A 19799-nucleotide genomic window follows, 5' to 3' on the forward strand; every position below is an offset into this window, starting at 1 on the left:
AATCCAGGCCCTCCACGCCGTCAGAGTTTTCTGGTTACCTTTTCATTGGCGAAGTTCAATAATTTCCCACGACTCCCGTTGTAATCTCGGGTTTACCCGATGCTGAACCGCATATCTGCGTGAAGGCCGAGACACCGTATCCAGGCATTGGGAAGAAACAAAAGGGGACACGCCACCATACCCGTGCCCCCACCAGCTACCCGAATCAATCAATTAATCAACGATAGCGCCGTAACGGCTCGGGCCTGAAGTTTGCTTAGGGGAAGGCCGCCGTGCATCAGGCGGCCACGTAGGCCCCCAGCAGGGCTCGCCGCGATTTTCACCATGTGGATAGACGCTATCGAAGGCAGAAGCAGATCATGGCAGCAAACCTGACATCCCCGGCAATTCATCCTCCCCGCAGCGCGGCCAAGAGCGGCCGCCCACGCATGTGGGAACTGGACGCCGTCCGTGGCTTGATGCTGGTGCTGATGCTGTCCACCCACCTGCCGACCAAATTCGCCATCCCCACGTCCCAGCCCTTCGGCTTCGTCTCGGCCGCCGAAGGCTTTGTGCTGCTGTCCGCCTACATGGCGGGCCTGGTCTACACCCAGCGCTACATGCGCGACGGCATCGCCGCCATGCACAAGGCCTTCCTGCGCCGCGCCCTGGTGGTCTACGCCTGCCAGGCAGCCTGCCTGCTGTTCCTCTTCACCCTCATCGCCGTGCTGGGCCTGACCATTCCGCAGCCCGACGTGCAGCACCTGATGTGGTACTACCTGCAGCAGCCGACCACCGCGTTCCTGTCTGCGCTGGCGCTGATCTACAACCCGCCGCTGCTCGACATCCTGCCCATTTACGTGATCTTCATGTTGATCAGCCCGTGGGTGCTGTCCATCGGCTTGCGGCATGGCTGGCGCACCATCCTCACCATCAGCGGCCTGCTCTGGTTCGCCACGCAGTTCGGCCTGTCCCAGTACCTCTATACCTGGCTGGTGGACCTGACCGGTCTGCCCGTGCCGTTCAGCGAAACCGGCGCGTTCGAAACCTTCGGCTGGCAGCTGTTATGGATTTTCGGCCTGTGGCTGGGGGCGACCCACGCCCGCGTGCCGGCCGAACAACGGCGCCCCTTCCCCCGCATGCTGGTGGTGGGCGCGGCGTTCATCGCGGGCACGTTCTTCATCTGGCGCCATCTGACCGGGCAGGCGCCGTTCCCCGACGGAGAGCCGATCAATTTCCTGTGGGATAAATGGCACCTGGCCCCGATGCGTCTGCTGAATGTCTTCGCGCTGGTGGTGCTGGCCATGCACTACGATGGCTGGCTCAAGCGCCACCTGCCGCGCGTGCGTTTCCTGGAAACGATGGGGCAGTCGTCGTTGTCGGTGTTCTGCGCCCACCTGGTGCTGGTGCTGCTGGCGCTGTGCATGGTCGGCCTGGCGACGCCGGCGCGTTCATCCTGGACGGACGCGGCGCTCTATATCGGCAGCGTCGTCGTGCTGTATGGCGTGGCGGTGATCATGCGTTCCGGCAAGGCGGTCGCCGCGGCGCGTCAGGAGAAAAACCTGCAGAAGCAGGCGGGGCCTTCCCACGCCCTGGCGGGCGCGGGGGCAGGCAAGTGCAATGTCAATCGAGGTGAGCGGTGATGATGCGCTTCCACAGCGCATAGCCGTCGGCGTTCAAGTGCAGCTTGTCCTCGCGGAACAGCTCCACGCGCGGTTGGCCCTTGTCGTCCAGCATGGACGAATAGACATCGATGAAGTCGGCGTTGTTGACCGTCAAGGTGTAGGCCTTGATCAAGGCATTGGTTTCCTTGATCTGCGGCATCAGGCCTTCCCGTAAGGGGCTGGGCTTGATCGAGATATAGGCGATGCGCGTCTTGGGCAGTTCGGAGCGCACGCCTTCCACGAATTTGCGGAAGCTTTGCAAGACCTGCTCGGGGGTGCGCCCTTCGGCCAGGTCGTTGTCGCCGGCATAGACGAGCACCAGATGCGGCTTGTACGGCGCGACCAGGGCGTGCAGATGCTGGGTACAGTCCATCATGCGCGAGCCGCCGAAGCCGCGCTTGACCACCACCGGCAGGGCGCTGAACTCGCTTTCCAGGTTGTTCCACAGGCGGATGGATGAGCTGCCCACGAACAGCACGCCGCCCGGCTTGGGCGGGTGTTCCTTGTCGGCCGCCGCGAAGGCCGCCAGACTGGCATCCCAACGATTGTCCACCGCGGATGCGGCATTCTGGTCCAGCGCGGCCGTCATGGCCGGCGTGGTAACCGGGGCGGCGGGCTGCAGAAGGACTTCGGGGGCGCGGGAGGACGGCGCAGTGGCGTTTTGGGCCAGGGCGGCTGAGCAGACCAGCAGGCTGCTCAACAGCAAGGCGCCGGCACTGCGGCCGTAGAAGGAAGGACGGCGCTGCGGGAAGCTGCGCGGTGCTTTGGCGGTACGCAAGACGTTCATCGAAACCCAAATAGCAGGAAAAGGCCGCGGGATGAACTTCGGCTTTGGTGCTGGGGGGCGGCCTGCGCCCAGCGCCTGGAACGGACACATCATGCGGTAAGTCCGGGGTGGCTTCAAACGAAAAAGCCGGGTGTTACTTCTTGCAGACAAAGCTGTTGTTATTCAGGAACAGATTACTCTGCCGTGACACATTTTGGACGGCTGTTCGGCCATCTGGAGGGGAGGGTTTGTCTGGATATGGCAACGGTTTTATTGCGGTCCCAAAAGGGGGGCGCAATGCTGGATCGAGGGTGTCTCGGCGGAAGAGCGTCGAGGCAACCCGACCCATGCTGGCCGGCTTCGGCACCGGCCTGCGGCGACAAGCTCTGGCGCAGCAAGTGTCAGGCCTCCCAGGCCCTGCCTTCTGCCCGTTCCAGTTCCCGGAGCAACGCTGCCCAACTGCGGTGGACGGCGCTGCGGCGGGGCTGGGCGAACAGCTCAGCCGTGCGCCGGGCCGCTTCCGGCGAAGGCAGGGCCAGCGGCGCGCCAGCCGCCAGGATGCGCCATTGCGCCTCGGCGGCGCGTTCCAGGAACACCATCAGGTCATACGCGTGGGCCACGTCGGGCCCGGCGGTGATCAGGCCGTGGTTGCGCAGCACCAGGGCATTGTGCGGGCCCAGGTCGCGGGCCAGCCGCGCGCGTTCGTCCAGGTCGACGGCGATGCCTTCGTAATCGTGATAACCGATCCGTTCATGGAACCGCATCGCATGCTGGCTCAAGGGCAGCAGGCCGTCAGCCGACGCGGCCAGCGTCATGCCGGCGACCGTATGGGTGTGCATCACGCAATGCAGATCCGGCCGCGCCTGGTGGATCGCCGAATGGATGACGAAGCCCGCGCGGTTGATACCCAGGCCCGTGGGGTCGTCCAGCAACTCGCCTTGCGCATCGACCTTGGCCAGGGTCGAAGCGGTGATCTCGGCGAAATGCAGGCCGAAGGGGTTGATCAGGAAATGGTCATCGTGGCCCGGCACGCGCAGCGAGATATGGGCATAGATGCCGTCGTCCAGGCCGGCCCGCGCGGCCAGCCGGTAGCAGGCCGCCAGCTCCGCGCGCGCGGCCGCTTCGTCCGCGAGAGGTGTTGTCATGTCGAGCGCCAGCCAATTACTGCGTGGCCAGCGCGCGCGCCTGCACCGCCTTGATGTCGAACGCCGAGAACTGCGGCACCAACTGGTTGCTGAAGATCTTGGCGACCGGGATCTGATCGGTGTTGAACTCGCCCGCCTTATGCATGGCGACGACGAAGTTCTGGATGGTCTGCAGATCGAACTGCCCGGGGACCCGCGTCTTGCCGTCCGGCGTGCGCAAGGCCTTGCCCATGCGCAGCTTGGTCAAGGTAATGGCCTGCTCCAGCGCCAGCGCGGGATTGTCCGTCTTCGGCTTGGCATCCGGCTGCAGGCGCCAGAAGGCTTCGACGCAGCGCTGCGGGTTGGCATCGCAGGCGATCAGCGACTTGGTATAGGCGCGGCCGAAGCGGGCCAGCAATTCCGGGTTGTCGCGCAAGGTGTCCTGGTGCGTGATGAATCCGTTGCTGTTCATGTTGCGGAACGTGGCCGGGTATTCCAGACGGCGGATCTTCACGCCCGTGAATTCCAGCATGGTGTGCCACAGACTGTTGTAGTTCAAGGCGTCGATGCGACCATCCTTCAAGGCCTGGAAGCCCGGGCCAAGTATCCCCACCGGCACGATCTCCACATCCTTGCCCGGCGTCAGGCCTTCCTGGCGCAGCAGCGCGCGCGTGCCGGGTATGGTGCCCCAGGTCAGCGCGCCGACGCCGATCTTTTTGCCCTTCAGGTCCTTGATGGTCTTGATGGGACCATCGGCCAGCACCGCCAGTTCGATCTCGTTGGCGGGAATGGCGTTATAGAAATACACCACCGGCAGGGGGCTCTTGCCCGTCTCGTACGAAGACAGCACGGGCTCCGGCAAGGGCAGGCCGATGGTGATGGCCTTGGTGGCCACCTGCGGCAGCAAGGCGCCCGCACCCTGGAACACCAGGGTCTTCACGTCCAGGTTTTCTTCCTTGAAGAAACCCAGCTCGTAACCGATGGCATAGACGCCGCCGCTGTCGACGGTCAGGGGGATGCCCAACCCGACGGTCACGGTATCGGCGGCCTGGGCCGCTGGAGCCACGGCCATACCCAGCGCGGCCGAAATGGCCAGGCCTTTCAGCCAACGCGCGGCACGAGTCCGTCCAGACGCGCCCCGCGCCGTCTCACCATAAATCTTGCTGCCTGCCGCCATATCCACACCTGCTCCACGAAAGGTTGCCGGCATAGCGCGCCGGCCAGAGGCCGAATGATGGGGGCTGCCCACCGTTGGGGCCACGAAGATTTACGTCGATTCTTCCAACTCACGGTTATATGTTGGGGCGTGCGTAAGTCCTTCAGTCAATAAGTACGCCTTCGCGTGACTTCATTGACCGAGGCCCGCGCCCGGCGCACCACGTCGTGCACGGCCTTGGTGCGGAGGGCGCGGACGCGGGCCGGCGGCCAGTGCCCGGCCCGTGCGTCGCGGCCATGCCGCGAGAGCGGCTGACGCCGCCAGGGCATTGAAATGTCGGAATAAATGTGCGGAAAGGACAATGCCTGGGCCCTGTCCTCCAAAGCCGTCACCAGATGGCATGCATATTGCATCGATTGACAGGATCGACCACGCAGTGGTCGAGGACTCCCGGCGACCAGGCGCTGCGCCGTGCTGCCGGAAGAACTACTCAGGAGTGTTCATCTTGGTTGCCTCTTCGACGCCGCAAGACCCGCAATCCCTGTCTTCCATCCCCGGCCTGCTGCAGGCGCTGCGCGGCTACGCCGCCGGCACCTTGACCCCCGCCGCCTATCTCGCCGCGTGCGCGGACCGGGCCGATCGCTGCGAACCCTGGCTGCGATCCTTCGTCACGCGCGTGCCGCTGGCCGACATGACGGCCGGCAGCGGTCCGCTGGGCGGCATCCCGGTAGGCGTGAAAGACATCATCGCGACCGCCGACCTGCGGACGACCAACGGTTCCGCCATGTTCCCCGATTACGTGCCCATGGAAGACGCCGCCGTGGTCGCCACCATCAAGCGCCTGGGCGGCACGGTCTTCGGCAAGACGGTCACCACCGAGTTCGCTTTCCGTCATCCTGGCCCGACGGCCAATCCTTTTAATCCGCGCCACACGCCAGGGGGCTCTTCGAGCGGATCCGCGGCGGCGGTCGGCGCCGGCATCGTGCCGCTGGCCCTGGGTACGCAGACCATGGGATCGGTGGTGCGGCCCGCTGCTTATTGCGGCATCGTCGGCTTCAAGCCCAGCTTCGGCGTGGTGCCGCGTGAAGGCGTGCACCCCTTGTCGGCGTCGCTGGACCATGTGGGCCTGATGGCGCGGCATGTCGATGACGTGGCCTATGCCTTGAAGTGGCTGGGCGATCCCGGCTTTGTGTTCGCCGATGGCGGTGACCTGGCCGCGGTGTCCTTCGATGTGGCCACGGGCTTGCCGGCGCCCGCGGCGGCGCCACGCCTGGCGCTGGTGCGCGCGCCTTACTGGGATCGCGTCGATGACGAGCAGAACGCATTGCTGGATGCCGCCGTCCGGCGTCTGCGTGATGCAGGCGCCACCATCGATGAAGTGGTCCTGCCGGCCCTGGGCCAGGAAACGGAGAGCGTCCTCACGCGCATCATGTTCCATGAAGCGCACGATATTTATGCGGATCTGGTGCGGCGCCATCCGGCGGGCGCCAGCGAGCCTTTGAAAGGACTGGTGCGTGACGGCGCGGCCGTGAGCACCGAGGACTACATCGCCGCGCGGCGCGCGCAGCGGCGCTTGCGCGTCGAGTTCACCGATCGCCTGGCGACCTACGATGCGGTGCTGACCGTGGCCGCGACGGGCGAGGCGCCGGAGGGCCTGGACTACACCGGCGATGCGGCGTTCTGCGCGCCGTGGACCATGTTGGGCTTTCCGGCGTTGTCGGTGCCGGCGGGCAAATCGTCGCGCGGCCTGCCGCTGGCGATCCAGCTGGTCGCGCCCCATGGGCATGACTTTCCCTTGCTGCGTATCGCCAAATGGGCGGAAGGATTGCTGGCGCCCACGCGCTGAAATCGCGGCGCCGGCGTAGGGTGCGACGACGCGCTACGGTGTGATCTCGCCCCTGGCGATGCACAGGGCCGGCATCAGACGGCGTCGGCACCGGTGTCGTCAATCCGCCCGGGGGAACAGCGCGATAAAGTCCAGCAGCTTTTCCCCCAGCAGGTTCACGTGGCCGCGCATGGCCGCGCCGGCGCCTTCCTCGTCGCCGGTGGCCAGCGCGCGCAACACGGCCGCGTGCTCGGTCAGCGTATCGGCACGCCGGCTGGGCTTCTGCGTGACCATCTTCCGGTACAGCGCGATGCGGTTGCGCAGCGCGCGCGTCTGCTCGGCCAGGAAAGCATTCTGTGAAGCTTCATAGATCAACTCGTGAAAGCGCCGGTTGATTTCATAGAAGGCTTCCACTTCCTCGGTGCCTGCCAGCACGACCAGCTCTTCCTGATAGCGGCTCAACTGCGCCAGCTGGGCCGCGGTGATGCGTCTTGCGGCCAGGCGCGCGCACAGGCCTTCCAGTTCCGCCATGACCTGGAACATCTCGATCAGGCGCGCGGCCGACAGGGCCACCACCAGCGCCGGCTGCCGCGTGCGTATCTGGATCAGGCCCGCCGACGCCAGATGCCGCAGGGCTTCGCGCACCGGCGTGCGTGACACCTGAAAGCGCGCCGCCAACTCGACTTCATCCAACCGTGCGCCGGGCGCCAGCGTGCCTGCCAGGATTTCGCTTTCCAGAATCTGCTGGATCTGCGCGGAGCGGCTGGCCCCTGCCGGGGCCGGCGCGGCGGGGAGGGGGGATACAGCGATAGAAGACACGGGAAGAGTCGTCATGGTGGTGAAGGTTGTCAGCGGCGAGACCAGGAGTGCGGCTATTTTAACTTTTAATGTATGCAAGATAAACAATCTTGTATGCACAGAAAAGTGGCAGGCCCGCACCATGTTGCGCCCCGCTTTGGGGCGAGCCAGATCCAGCATTCATGCGCCTCATAGGGCAGAAACTTGGCATGGATGTTGCTTTTGCTGAAGCAGTACCCCAGGCCGCCCGTCTCCATAAAGGGGCATGGCAAGTAAAACCGGGTGCCGCGGATTCAAGTCTTGCATACATGGATCCGCCCCCGAACCTCAGTCAAGGACAAGTAGCGATGGATCTCGGTTTGAAGGGCAAGTCGGCGCTGATCACCGGCGCTTCCAAAGGCATAGGCCTGGCGACGGCACACAGCTTTGCCCGCGAGGGCGTGACCAAGCTCTATCTGGCCGCGCGATCGGCCGACGGCCTGGCCGCGGCCAAGGCGGCGCTGACGGCCGAGTACGGCGTCGAGGTGCACACCCACGCGATGGACCTGTCCGTCACCGCCAACGTCATGGCCCTGGCTGGTCTGTGCGCCGACGCCGACGTCCTGGTCAACAACGCGGCCGATTCCACCCCGGGGCCGATGGACCAGCTGTCCGACCAGGCCTGGCGCGACAGCCTGGACATGAAGATTTTTTCCTACGTCACCCTGACCCGCGAGATCTACGCGCACATGAAAGCGCGCGGCCATGGCGTCATCGTCAACGACATCGGCAACTCCGGTGAGAACTGGGACGCCAACTACATCGTGGGCACCACCGGCAACGCCGCCATGATGGCGTTCACCCGCGGTGTCGGCGGGCGCAGCCTGGATGACGGCATCCGCGTGGTGGGTGTCAATCCGGGCCCCGTCGCCACCGACCGCATGGTCAAGCTGATGAAGCGGCGCGCGGTGGACTGGTACGGCGACGAGAACCGCTGGGAAGAGCTGTTCGACAAGTACCCGGCCAAGCGCCCGGCCAGCCCCGAGGAAGTCGCCGACCTCATCGTGTACCTGGCATCCGAACGGTCGGGCTACATCACCGGCACCATCGTGACCATCGACGGCGGCATCGCTTCGCGCCGCTCCATCATCTGACCGCCGGGTACGCCATGCGCAGCTTTGAACAACGCAACGCCTATTTCGACCGCCTCTGCAACACGCCGGGGCTGATGTGGCTGGGCCAGAACACCAACCACTTCGATCCGCACCCCGCCGTCATCGCCGCGGTGACCGACGCGCTGACCCGTGGCGACTACCACGCCTACGCGCCGCCGGCCGGCTTCGAGGAACTGCGCCAGCTGATCGTGCGCGATGCCGGCGTGCCGGACGCTTGCGCCTTCGTCACCGACGGCGCGGTGGAAGCGCTCTACAACGTCTGCCGCAATATCTGCGAGCCGGGCAAGGATTTCGTCACCACCGATCCCAGCTGGGCCTGGCCCATGGCCTTCGCGCGCCAGGCCGGCGCCAACGTCATCGAGCTGCCGATCTACGACGCGGCGCAAGGCTACAAGCTGACGGCCGCGCAACTGCGCGCCGCGGTGGGCCCCAACACCGGCGTGATCTATCTGGTCGACCCGAACAATCCGCTCGGCACCTGCCATACCGAAGCCGAAATACGCGAGATTGCCGACATCGCCCGTTCGGTCGGCGCGTATCTGATTCACGATGCCACGTATTCGCAGTTCGCCGACGATTTCACGCCGGCCTTGCGCTTCTATCCCGAGAAGACCGTGATGACCTACAGCTTCTCGAAGTGGCTGGGGCTGGCTGGCATGCGCCTGGGCGCGGTGATCTCCAATCCCGACATCATCGAGCGGCTGGCCAGCGCGCCGCCCAACAACCTGGGCAGCAACGTGTTGTCGCAGCGCGCGGCCATCGCGGGTCTGCAGACCAAGGCCGAATGGTTCCCCGAGATCAAGCAGCGCCTGCGCCGCAACCAGGCCGCCCTGGCCGATGCCGTGGCACGCGTCGACGGCCTGCATCTGCCGGTCTATCCGTCGCAGGCCAATCTGCTGATCGTGGAAACCGGTAACGCAGGTGTGCGCCCGGAAGCGCTGGTGGCGGCGTACCAGACCGAGGGCGTGATGATCCGCCAGGGGACGTATCACACGAAACGTTTCGGCGACCGCTTCGTCAAGATCAGCCTGACGGTGCCCGAGGCCTGGGCCGACCGTTGCTGCGAACTGCTGCCGGCCATGGTGGAACACGCGCGCAAGCATCCGGAACCGGTTGCGCTGTTCTAGGCACTACGTCGTCAACGCCAAGAGGATACGCAAGACATGCCTACCATCACTACCCGCGACGGCGTCACCCTGCACTATGAGGAATGCGGCAGCGGCACGCCCATCCTGTTCGTGCATGAGTTCGGCGGCGACTGGCGCAGCTGGGAACCGCAGATGCGCTATTTCGCGCGGCGCTATCGCTGCATCACCTACAGCGCGCGCGGCTATCTGCCTTCGCAGGTGCCGGCTGACACTGACCGTTATTCGCAGGAAATCGCCGTCAACGATATGGCCGACGTGCTCGATGGCCTGGGCATAGACCGCGCCCATGTGGTGGGCCTGTCCATGGGCGGCTTCGCCACCTTGCACTTCGGCCTGCGCTACGCCGCGCGCGCGCTGTCGCTGGTGGTGGCGGGCGCCGGCTATGGCGCGGAGAAGCAGTACGAGGATTATTTTCGCGGCGTGTCGCTGGAAGTGGCCCGCAAGTTCGAGGAGCTGGGCGCACCGGCTTTCGCCAAGGTGTACTCGACCGCGGCGTCGCGCATCGCCTTTCAGCTGAAGGACCCGCGCGGCTGGGCCGAGTTCGCCCAGCAGTTGGGCGAGCACGACGCTACCGGTTCGGCCAACACCATGCGTGGCGTGCAGGCGCGGCGCCCGTCCATCTACGACCTGGAAGACGAGCTCAAGCAGATGGCCGTGCCCACGCTGGTCATCGTCGGTGACGAAGACGACCACTGCCTGCAGCCAGGCATCTTCCTGAAACGCACCGTGCCCGCCAGTGGCCTGCTGGTGCTGCCCAAGGCGGGCCATACCTTGAACATCGAAGAGCCGGGCCTGTTCAACCAGTTCGTCGGGGATTTCCTGGCCACGGTGGATCAGGGTAAATGGCTGCCGCGCGATCCCCGGTCCGCGCCCGGCGAGATCATGAAGACCCAGTAAATGAAGGGAATCGCCCGCGCCATGAACGAATTGCCTTCCCGCCTGGTCAGCCAGGAACGCCTGCTCAACCGCCTGATGGCGATGGCCCGTATCGGCGCCACCGCGGCCGGCGGCGTGGATCGCGCGGCCCTGTCGGCGGAAGACGCGGCTGCGCAGGCCTTGATGACCGAGTGGGGCGCGGCCCTGGGCCTGACGGCCAGCCGCGACGCGGCCGGCAACTTCTTCCTGCGCTGGGACGCGGGGCAGGGCGCGCCCCTGGTGTCGGGCTCGCATCTGGACAGCCAGCCCACCGGTGGTCGCTATGACGGTGTGTACGGCGTGCTGGCGGCGCTGGAAGCCGTGCAAGCCTTGCAGGAGGCCGGCGTGGCGCCGCGCCGCCCGGTCGAGATCGTCGCCTGGATGAATGAAGAGGGATCCCGTTTCGCGCCGGGCATGATGGGCGCCGCCGTCTATGGCGGCGCGCGCACCCTGGCCGACCTGCTGCCCATCCAGGACAAGGCCGGCATCTCCGTCGAGGCCGCGCTGGCGGCCACCGCCGCCGCCTTGCCGGGCATCCCCATGCGGGACGTGGGCGGCGTGGTTCCTTACGCCTATGTCGAAGCGCATATCGAGCAGGGCCCCGAGCTGGAGCGGGCGCACTGCCCAATCGGTGTCGTGACCGGCATACAAGGCAAACATACGTATCGCGTGACCGTGCGAGGCGAGGCGGCGCATGCCGGCACTTCAACGCGCGCCGAGCGGCGCGATGCCCTGCTGGCAGCCACGGCCATGGTGCAGGACCTGGCGCGCGCGCTGCACGACGACGCGGATATCGTGAAGTTCACGGTCGGGCGTTTCGACGTCACGCCCAGCGCGCCGTCGGTGGTGGCCAGCCAGGTGGTGTTCTCCATCGACCTGCGTCATCCGGACAGCGCCACCTTGCAGCGGTTGTCGGCGCTGGTGGCACCCATCTGTGCCGCCGCGGCTGGACCCTGCGCGGTCGAGGTGACGCGTTTGTCGGCCGCCGACTCGCTGACCTTTCCGGCGGCCATGCGCGCTCGCCTGGCCGGTGCCGCCGAAACCCTGGACCTGCCGTATCGCGAGCTGATCTCCGCCGCCGGCCACGACGCGCGCTACCTGCATCCCATCTGCCCGTCGGCCATGTTGTTCGTGCCGAGCCGGGACGGCATCACCCATAACGAAGCGGAGTTCACCGAACCCGCCGATCTGTACGCCGGAGCCTGCGTGCTCGCGGATGTCCTGGCCGCGCTGGCCACCCTGGAGGGCCAGCCATGAGCCTCACACGCTTTTTTCGACCCGCATCGCAGGCGGCCAAGTCCCGCCTGGGGGCCGTCGCGCAAGGAGATACGATGATGTTCGCTTCGACCCCGACCCTGGATGCAGCCGGCGCTGCCGCGGCGGCGGCCGCGAGCCCGGCGCCCCTGGACGGCCACGAAATCGGTGAGGAAGCCGCCCACCGCGCGGGCGGCGCGCCCGTGGCCTACGGCCGCGGTCCGGGCGCCTTGCTCAGCCTGGCCGGCATCTCCAAGACCTTCGGCGCCACCCAGGCCCTGAACGGCCTGGGCGTGGACATCGCCCCTGGAGAATTCGTCACCGTGGTGGGTCCCAGCGGCTGCGGCAAGAGCACGCTGTTCAATATCGTCGCCGGCCTGGAAGAGCCTGACGCGGGCGGCCGCATCGAGTTCCTGGGCAAGTCCTGCCGCGCCGCCGACCTGCTGGGCAAGGTGTCCTTCATGCCGCAGCGCGACCTGTTGCTGCCGTGGCGCACGGTCATCGACAATGCCATCCTGGCGGTGGAGCTGGAAGGAACGCGGCGCGCCGACGCACGCCGCACGGCCCTGGAAATGCTGCCGGAGTTCGGCCTGGCCGGTTTCGAGAACCAGTATCCGCACCAGCTGTCGGGCGGCATGCGCCAGCGGGTCGCGCTGATGCGCACCTTCATGTTCAAGCGCGACCTGATGCTGCTGGACGAACCCTTCGGCGCCCTCGATGCCTTGACCCGCAGCATGATGCAGCGCTGGCTGCTCGACGTCTGGCAGAAGCATCGGCGCACCATCCTGTTCATCACGCACGATGTCGACGAGGCGCTGTTCCTGGGCGACCGCGTGCTGGTGATGACCGCGAGACCCGGCCGGGTCAAGCTGGAGCAGAAGGTCGACCTGCCGCGTCCCCGCCGCGCGGACATCGTCACGGCGCCGGAATTCATCGCGCTCAAGCGTACCCTGCTCGAAGCCATCGAGGAGGAAAGCATGAAGTCCTTCCGCATCAGCGACACGCCGGGAGCCCACGCATGATGCCCCAAGCCGAATGGGATGCCCGCGTGTCCCTGGCCGCGTGCTACCGCCTGGTCGCCAACCTGAAGCTGGACGACCTGATCTACAACCATATCTCGCTGCGTGTGCCGGGCACGCACGATCAATTCCTGATCAACCCCTACGGCATGCTGTTCGAGGAAGTCACCGCGTCCAGCCTGGTGCGCATCGACCTGCAGGGCCGCAAGCTCAGCGACAGCCCCTATGAAGTGAATGCCGCCGCCTTCGTCATCCACGGCGCCATCCACCAGGCCAAGCCCGACGCCGCGTGCGTGCTGCATACCCATTCGGACGCCAGCATCGCGGTGTCGGCGCAGCGGGAGGGCCTGCTGCCCCTGTCGCAGTTCGCCATGCGTTTCTATCGCCGCCAGGCCTTCCACGACTACGAAGGCGTGGCCATCGACCTGGACGAACAGGCGCGGCTGGTTGCCGACCTGGGCGAGCACCGCGTCATGCTGATGCGCAACCACGGCGTGCTGACCCTGGGCCGCACGCCGGGCGAAGCCTTCATGCTGCTCTATTACTTCGAGCGGGCCGCGCGCATCCAGCTGGCCATGCAGGCGGCGGCCGCGGGTGGCGCCGGCCCCATTCTGCAACCCAGCGAAGCGGTGTGCGAGAAGGCGGCACGCCAGTTCTGGGAACAGAAGGGCGACATCCTGGTGGCCGGTGAACGCGAGTGGCCCGGCTTGCTGCGTCAGCTGGACAAGGTGGACGCCTCCTATAAATCCTGAAATACCGCGGCTGAAATTTCCGCGCCTGAACTGCACGACCTGAATCACGAACATCAAACGTACGAAGGTGTAAGCATGCTCAAGACCCGCTCCCTGCATCCTGGATTCGGCATCGAAGTGCTGGACCTGGATCTGGCCGATCCCGCCAGCGACGTGGCCGTCGATCAACTGGTCCAGGACCTGGAACGACACTCGCTCATCCTGGTGCGCGGCCAGGCCTTGAACAATCAGCGCCATGTGGATATCAGCCGCCGTTTCGGTTCCTTGATGACCCACGTGCTGAAGCAGTTCCTCACCACGGGCCTGCCGGAAATCTACGTGCTGTCCAACGTCGCGGAAAACGGCAAGCCCATCGGCAATCACAAGGAAGGCTGGAACTGGCATTCCGACCTGTCCTATGTCGCCGAGCCCAGCATGGGGTCGCTGCTGTATTCGGTGGAGGTGCCGCCGGAAGGGGCCGACACCTTGTTCGCCAGCATGCACCTGGCCTACGAAGGGTTGCCGCCGGCGACGCAGGCGCGCATCCGCGATCTGACCGCCACCCATTCCTACGCCGGCTATTACGGCAAGGCCTTCGCGGATCGCACGCCGCTGAGCGATGAGCAGAAAGCCCGCACGCCGGATGTCGTGCATCCCGTCGTGCGCACCCATCCGGTGACCGGCCGCCTGTCTCTCTACGTGGGCCAGGACATCGTCAAGCAGATCGACGGATTGCCCAAGGCCGAAGGCGATGCCCTGCTGGCCGAACTGAACCAGCACGCCATCAGCGACGCCTTCGTCTACCGGCACCAATGGCGCCAGGGCGATCTCGTCATTTGGGACAACCGCTGCACCATGCACTGCGCCACGCCTTACGACGATCACAAGTATCGCCGCGTCATGCATCGCACCACAGTCGCCGGCACGCGGCCGTTCTGAACAGGTTTACACCGACTTCGCACGCACGCAATCGAAGCACGACAAGGGGAATAAAAGATGACCGCTTTCCGTAATAAACGACGCTTGCTGACCCTGATGGCCTGGGCCGCCACCTTCGGCACCGCGCTGGCCACGCTGCCGGCGCCCGCCATGGCCAAGGACCTGGTCAAGGCCTCGCTGCGGCTGAAATGGTTGCCGCAGACGCAGTTCGCCGGCTTCTACTACGCGTTGTCTCAGGGTTACTACAAGGATGAAGGCATCGACCTGACCATCAATCCGGGCGGCCCCAATCTGCTGACGGAGAACCTGGTGGCCACCGGCGCCGACACCTTCGGCCTGTCCGGCGGCACGGACAGCGTGCTGGCCGCCATCGACAAGGGCATGCCCATCGTGTCGGTGGGCGTGGCGCACCAGGTCACGCCCTTCGTGTTCGTGGCGCGCAAGGATGGCCCGATAAAGACGCTGGAAGACTTCCAGGGCAAGAAGGTAACGGCCTGGTTTACCGGCGCCAACTACGTGCTGTTCGGGATGCTGGCCAACAAAGGCATCGACCGCGCCAAGGTGGACATCCAGCCGCAGCAGGTCAGTGTCACGCCCTTCGTGAACGGCGACGTCGATGTCATCACCGCCACCTGGTACAACGAGCTCTACACCATTCGCCAGCGCGTCGGCGATGACAAGCTGCGCCTGTTCAAAGCCGAGGATTACGGCATCACCTTTCCGCGCGATACCGTCATCGTGTCGCGCAAGACCGCGCAGGAACAGCCCGAACTGGTCAAGGGCTTCCTGCGTGCGTCCATCCGCGGCTGGCGCGAGGCGATGAAGCATCCCAAGGAAGCCGTCGACGCGGTGATGAAGGTGGCGCCGACCCTGGACCGCACGCATCAGGAGTTCATGTTGACCGAGGCTTATCGCCTGATGACGGAAGGCAAGGCCAAGACCGATGGCCTGTTCTGGATCGATCCGACCGCCATCCAGGCCGCCGAGGACTTCCTGGTCAAGAACGGCGTGGTGAGCAAGCCCGTCGATGTGGCCAAGGCCTTTGATGCCAGCTTCCTCAAGGCCATCCCGGTGGCGGACCGTCTGCCATGAGCGGAGCAAGCGCAAGCGCCGGCGTGACCCCGCGCCGTGCCGCCGGTGCGGGCGCGGTGGTGTTGCGCGGCATCATCACCATCGCCGTCATCGCGGCGGTATGGGAGGGCGTGGTGGTGGCGGCCGACATCAAGCCGTACTACCTGCCGCGCCTGTCCGTCATCCTGGGCGCCATCGCGGCGTTGCCGGATGCGTATGCCGGAGGCTTTCTGCGTACGCTGTCGGAAACGCTGCTGGGCTATGCGGCCGGCGCGCTGGTGGGGGTGATGAACGGCGTGCTGTTCCATCGCTCGCGCCTGCTGCGCGAAACGGTCTTTCCCTTGTTCGTCATCTCGCAGACCATTCCCGTCATCGCCTTTGGCGCGGTGGTGGTGCTGTGGTTCGGCAACACCATCCTGGCCAAGGCCCTGATCGCCTTCTACCTGACCTTCTTCCCGGTGACAGTAAATACGCTGAATGGGCTGGAGGCTGTGGATAAGCGGCAGGTGGACCTGCTGCGCAGTTTCGGCGCCACCCGGTGGCAGTTGCTGTTCCGCCTGCAGTTGCCGGCGGCGCTGCCGCAGATCTTCGTGGCGCTGCGCCTGGCGTGCACCCTGAGTCTGCTGGGCGCCATCGCGGGCGAATGGTTCGGCGATACCTCCGGCCTGGGCGTATTGCTGCTGCAAGCGATGTACAACGAGCAGTTCGTGGCGTTGTGGGCGGCGATATTGATGGCGGGGCTGCTGGGCACGTCCTTCTATGGACTGGTGGCCTGGGCCGAACATAAGACCGTGTTCTGGAGAAGCGAGCTGTGAAAATGACCTTGTCCGCGCCTTCGTCTTCGTCTTCGGCCTCATTGCCCCTGCCGTCGCGCGCCGCGCGGCGCGCGGGGCTTGGCCTGCTGGGCGTGTTCGTGCTGTGGGAAGCCGCGGCACGCGGCCTGGACCTGCCGACCTATGTGCTGCCCAGCGTCACCCGCATCATCCAGACCATCGTCGACCAGCACGCGCTGCTGCTCAAGGCGGCCGGCATGACGGTGATGGAAGCCGTGGTCGGATTCGGTATCGGATCGCTGGCGGGGCTGCTGCTGGCGGTGGTCCTGACCATGCTGCCGGCCGTGCGGCGCAGCGTGCTGCCCGTCGCCACCGCGCTGAACTCGGTGCCCGTGGTGGCGTATGCGCCCCTGATCCTGCTGTGGTTCGGCATGGGGCCGGAAAGCAAGATCGTCATGGTGGCGCTGGCGGTCGGCTTCACCGTATTCCTGCATGCGCTCTCAGGGCTGGACCGGGTCGACCCCCGGGCCGTGGACCTGATGCGCAGCTTCGGCGCCGACCGTGCGGCCATCCTCTGGCGTCTGCGCCTGCCGGCGGCGATTCCGCTGACGGCCGCGGGCATGCGGGTATCGACGGTGCGCGCCATGATCGTGGCCATCGTCACCGAGATGCTGGGCGCCACCGGCGGCTTGGGTTGGACCATCTTCCAGGCCGTGCTGCAGATCGATTTCGTCCAGGTGTGGGCGGCCATCTTCGTGGCGTCGGGGATCAGCCTGCTGTTCTTTGGCGCGGTAAGTCTGTTGGAGAAGCGCTATGTGTTCTGGCGCTGACGAGAAAGGCGGTGAGCAGGTCGCGGGCCGCGCTGGCGGAATGGCCGCCTTGCCCGCGGGCCTTGCGGCGGCGCCGGGGAATGCGGCGGAGGCGCGGGCGCGTTATTTCAATTCCGCCAATGCCTTCAATATCCATCTGGATCCGGTGCCGGCGCATATCTTCACCGCACCGGCTGCCGCGGCACTCGGTCCCGAAGGAGCGGTCACGGGGTATTTCTTGTGCGATCAGTCGGCACGACTGGGTTGTCCCTGGCCGGCGACCACGCCTTTCATGCTGGCGCGCTATGCCCGTATCGCGCCGGGCGCGCGCCTGGCCGCGGACTTCGCGGCCAGTGGATCGATCTGGTACGTGATCGCGGGTAAGGGGCGGGTGTATGGTGCAGGCGCAGGAGCCGGAGCCGGAGCAGGCGCAGGCGCAGGTGCAGGAGCCGGTGCAGGAGCTGGTGCAGGAGCTGGTGCAGGAGCCGGTGCCGACGCCGGTGTCGCGGAGGAATCTGCTCTGGCGTGGTCCCGCGGCGATGTCTTCTACCTGCCGGCCGGCGCGTCAATGCTGCACGCAGACGGCCCGGATGCTGCGGTCTTGTGGCTGGTCACGGACGAACCCTTGCTGGCGTATCACGGCTTGCGTTCGGCCCGCCCGGATGATGCTGCGGTGCATTTCAAGGCCGGCGACATCGCGGCGGAAATCGAACGGATACATCGCAGCGTGCCCGATGCCGGAACGTCGGGGCTGGCCGTGGTGTTCTCCAGCGAGGCCATGCAGGCCCGGCGCAATCTGATGCCGGCGCTGACCTTGTCCTTGAACACCTTGCCGCCAGGCTGCGCGCAGTCGCCGCATCGGCATAACTCCGCGGCCCTGACACTGATCGTCGCCGGCGCCGATTGCCATTCGCGCGTCGATGGCGAGACGTGCGCCTGGTCCGATTGGGCAACCCTGGTCACCCCGGCCGGCGCGCCGCATTCCCATCACAACGAGGGCCCGCGCCGCGCCGATTTCCTCATCGTCCAGGACGGCGGGCTGTATTACGAAGCCCGCACCATGGGGTTTGAGTTTCTGGGCGGCTGACGCCGCCCAGATATGACGGCTTGAGCCGCATCCTCGTGCGTTACTGGTCGGGGAGCGGCTTTCGCGTCAGCGGTCCAGGTCCTTGAACGGCCAGTCGGCCGGCGGTGCCCAGCCCCATTTCTTCATGTCGAAGGGCAAGGTGTACACGACATCCTTTGCCGTCTGCTTGCCCATGCGGGACGTCACCGTGATCTTCAAGGGATAGACCCGCACGTTCGGATCGCTGTCGTCGATATCGAGCTTCGTGTCGAGGATCGCGATCTTGCAGGCGGTGTCCTGCTCGTCGCAAGCGCCATCGTTGGAATAGCCCTCGTCGACCCCATGCGCCAGGTTGCTGATGCTGTTGCCGTAGGGGGCCAGGATCAGATACTGCGACACCGTGTAGCCCTGCGCGGTATAGCCGGTGGAATTGATCCAGCCCAGATACCCGCCCGGCCCCACCGCGGCCAGCCGCCAGTTCTCCGGCGGATTGCCGAAGCTGCCCTCGGCGCTGCTCTTGAGCACGGCCAGGGGCTGCGGTGCGCCGTCCGTGACGCGCAGCACGAAAGCGCTGACGAAGCCGGGTGTCACGTGGCCGGTTTCCTCGGGCGGCGGTGACCCCGTCAACACGGCGTAATAGCGATCCTCGCCACCCGCCTGGACGCGGCGCAAGCTGTCCACCTTCATGCAGGTATCGGTATCCTCGACGCGCGTAGGCCAGCAGGCGCGCTTCGCGTCGTAGGCATGGCCGTAGACGTCGTCCAGGTAGCGGGCCAGACCTGGCGCCTGGGCCATGGGAATGGCGTTGCCCGGTTGGGCGGGCGTGTTCGCCGCCTTGCCGCCAGCCTGGCCGGCCGCGTGGGCACCCCCTTGGTGGACCGTGTTATCGGCTGCCATCGCGACGTTGCCGCCAGACGTGGCCAGCAGCAGCGTCAGGGCGCTGGTGGCAAACAGGAAACGGGCAGAGCGCGAGCCAGAAACCGGGGCATTGGGGTGAGGCATTTCCATATCCGTTGTGAGCGACGCGGTGAGTGAATTATTCGCTACGTTGGTAGCGATCGTCCGGACCCGAATGGTAATGCGTTACGGCATTGCCCTGTGCGCCCATGTAAACGTAGAAGTTCATGTGCCAGTGTTGGGCCTCGATATAGCGATAGGTCCAGACGACCTCGTTCATTTCGCCCAGTCCGGCGCGGCGCACTTTGGCCGGCGGTCCGAACACGCAGCGAACCTGGTCCGGGGTCCAGCCGGGCTGGATGCTGGCGAAGAAATCCGGCCGCAGGATCTGGCCTACGCGGACCACGCGACCGCTGCTGTCGATGTCGGCGGCCCAGGCATAGCTGCCTTCCGGCTGCTGGGACCAGATCACGCGCTGGCCGCCGTCCGGCGCCGGGCATTGGGAGCTGGGCGCGCCGTATTGCTTTTCCATTTCGGTCAGCGGCGTGCCGGGCTTGGCGCTGTCCGGATTGGCGCAGCCGGCGAGCGCGGCCAGCAGGGCCAGCGCGCCCACGCGCTGGAGGGTCAGGGGAATGGCAGAGGTGGTCATGGCGGCACTCCAAAGCGCCGCCTGTCAAGCGGCAGAGAGACGTCTAGCGTACACCGGTAAAG

General features: G+C 66.0%; 19 protein-coding genes. 13 read left to right on the forward strand and 6 right to left on the reverse strand.

What is annotated here, in order from left to right; all coding sequences use genetic code 11:
- Positions 1-359 precede the first annotated feature (359 nt).
- Positions 360-1622 carry an OpgC domain-containing protein gene (gene opgC / locus ASB57_RS28095; RefSeq protein ID WP_156414294.1) on the forward strand — a complete coding sequence of 421 codons (1263 nt, stop codon included), beginning with the start codon at positions 360-362 and terminating at the stop codon, positions 1620-1622.
- Here opgC and ASB57_RS28100 read toward each other — a convergent pair.
- The 3 genes from ASB57_RS28100 to ASB57_RS28110 all read right to left on the reverse strand — a co-directional run bounded on the left by ASB57_RS28100 (position 1603) and on the right by ASB57_RS28110 (position 4710).
- A complete protein-coding gene (locus ASB57_RS28100) occupies positions 1603-2430 on the reverse strand; it encodes an SGNH/GDSL hydrolase family protein (protein WP_082621892.1) in 828 nt (275 codons plus the stop codon). The two genes, opgC and ASB57_RS28100, sit on opposite strands and share 20 nt — an antisense overlap.
- A gap of 380 nt (positions 2431-2810) precedes the next feature.
- Positions 2811-3554: a class II aldolase/adducin family protein gene (locus ASB57_RS28105; RefSeq protein WP_057655190.1), complete on the reverse strand. Its 744-nt coding sequence runs from the start codon at positions 3552-3554 to the stop codon at positions 2811-2813.
- A 16-nt stretch (positions 3555-3570) separates the two neighbouring features.
- Entirely contained in the window at positions 3571-4710 is a 1140-nt protein-coding gene (locus tag ASB57_RS28110) for an ABC transporter substrate-binding protein (RefSeq protein WP_082621893.1), read from the reverse strand.
- A gap of 484 nt (positions 4711-5194) precedes the next feature.
- Here ASB57_RS28110 and ASB57_RS28115 point away from each other — a divergent pair, with 484 nt between their 5' ends.
- Entirely contained in the window at positions 5195-6535 is a 1341-nt protein-coding gene (locus ASB57_RS28115) for an amidase (protein WP_197424868.1), read from the forward strand.
- Positions 6536-6634: 99 nt separating this feature from the next.
- On the opposite strand, the gene ASB57_RS28120 is transcribed toward ASB57_RS28115, so the two are convergent.
- Entirely contained in the window at positions 6635-7333 is a 699-nt protein-coding gene (locus ASB57_RS28120; protein ID WP_231755275.1) for a GntR family transcriptional regulator, read from the reverse strand.
- Positions 7334-7659: 326 nt separating this feature from the next.
- On the opposite strand from ASB57_RS28120, the gene ASB57_RS28125 reads away from it, so the two are divergent.
- The 11 genes from ASB57_RS28125 (at position 7660) to ASB57_RS28175 (ending at position 18212) form a co-directional block, all read left to right on the forward strand.
- Positions 7660-8445 (forward strand): SDR family oxidoreductase, encoded by a 786-nt coding sequence (locus ASB57_RS28125; RefSeq protein WP_057655192.1) that lies wholly within the window; start codon positions 7660-7662, stop codon positions 8443-8445.
- Between the two features lie 14 nt (positions 8446-8459).
- Positions 8460-9593 (forward strand): pyridoxal phosphate-dependent aminotransferase, encoded by a 1134-nt coding sequence (locus ASB57_RS28130; RefSeq protein WP_057655195.1) that lies wholly within the window; start codon positions 8460-8462, stop codon positions 9591-9593.
- Between the two features lie 36 nt (positions 9594-9629).
- Positions 9630-10511 (forward strand): alpha/beta fold hydrolase, encoded by an 882-nt coding sequence (locus ASB57_RS28135; RefSeq protein WP_057655196.1) that lies wholly within the window; start codon positions 9630-9632, stop codon positions 10509-10511.
- Positions 10512-11786, forward strand: coding sequence for a hydantoinase/carbamoylase family amidase (locus ASB57_RS28140; RefSeq protein ID WP_231755276.1), 1275 nt, complete (start codon positions 10512-10514; stop codon positions 11784-11786).
- 74 nt (positions 11787-11860) lie between these two features.
- Entirely contained in the window at positions 11861-12805 is a 945-nt protein-coding gene (locus ASB57_RS28145) for an ABC transporter ATP-binding protein (RefSeq protein ID WP_231755277.1), read from the forward strand.
- On the forward strand, positions 12802-13554 hold the full coding sequence (locus ASB57_RS28150) for a class II aldolase/adducin family protein (RefSeq protein ID WP_082621895.1): 753 nt from the start codon (positions 12802-12804) through the stop codon (positions 13552-13554). The genes ASB57_RS28145 and ASB57_RS28150 overlap by 4 nt, the downstream gene beginning before the upstream one ends.
- 75 nt (positions 13555-13629) lie before the next feature.
- A complete protein-coding gene (locus ASB57_RS28155; RefSeq protein WP_057655198.1) occupies positions 13630-14472 on the forward strand; it encodes a TauD/TfdA family dioxygenase in 843 nt (280 codons plus the stop codon).
- 57 nt (positions 14473-14529) lie between these two features.
- A complete protein-coding gene (locus ASB57_RS28160; protein ID WP_197424870.1) occupies positions 14530-15564 on the forward strand; it encodes an ABC transporter substrate-binding protein in 1035 nt (344 codons plus the stop codon).
- Complete coding sequence (locus tag ASB57_RS28165) at positions 15561-16358, forward strand: ABC transporter permease (protein WP_057655201.1); 798 nt, start codon at positions 15561-15563, stop codon at positions 16356-16358. The genes ASB57_RS28160 and ASB57_RS28165 overlap by 4 nt, the downstream gene beginning before the upstream one ends.
- Positions 16359-16360: 2 nt before the next feature.
- Complete coding sequence (locus ASB57_RS28170) at positions 16361-17146, forward strand: ABC transporter permease (RefSeq protein WP_057655203.1); 786 nt, start codon at positions 16361-16363, stop codon at positions 17144-17146.
- On the forward strand, positions 17130-18212 hold the full coding sequence (locus ASB57_RS28175; RefSeq protein ID WP_057655205.1) for a cupin domain-containing protein: 1083 nt from the start codon (positions 17130-17132) through the stop codon (positions 18210-18212). The genes ASB57_RS28170 and ASB57_RS28175 overlap by 17 nt, the downstream gene beginning before the upstream one ends.
- A gap of 66 nt (positions 18213-18278) precedes the next feature.
- On the opposite strand, the gene ASB57_RS28180 is transcribed toward ASB57_RS28175, so the two are convergent.
- On the reverse strand, positions 18279-19193 hold the full coding sequence (locus ASB57_RS28180) for a hypothetical protein (protein ID WP_057655207.1): 915 nt from the start codon (positions 19191-19193) through the stop codon (positions 18279-18281).
- Positions 19194-19227: 34 nt separating this feature from the next.
- Positions 19228-19737 carry a hypothetical protein gene (locus tag ASB57_RS28185; RefSeq protein ID WP_057655209.1) on the reverse strand — a complete coding sequence of 170 codons (510 nt, stop codon included), beginning with the start codon at positions 19735-19737 and terminating at the stop codon, positions 19228-19230.
- Between the last annotated feature and the right edge of the window lie 62 nt (positions 19738-19799).

Origin of the sequence: Bordetella sp. N, assembly GCF_001433395.1 — a bacterium.
Classification (GTDB): domain Bacteria; phylum Pseudomonadota; class Gammaproteobacteria; order Burkholderiales; family Burkholderiaceae_B; genus Bordetella_C.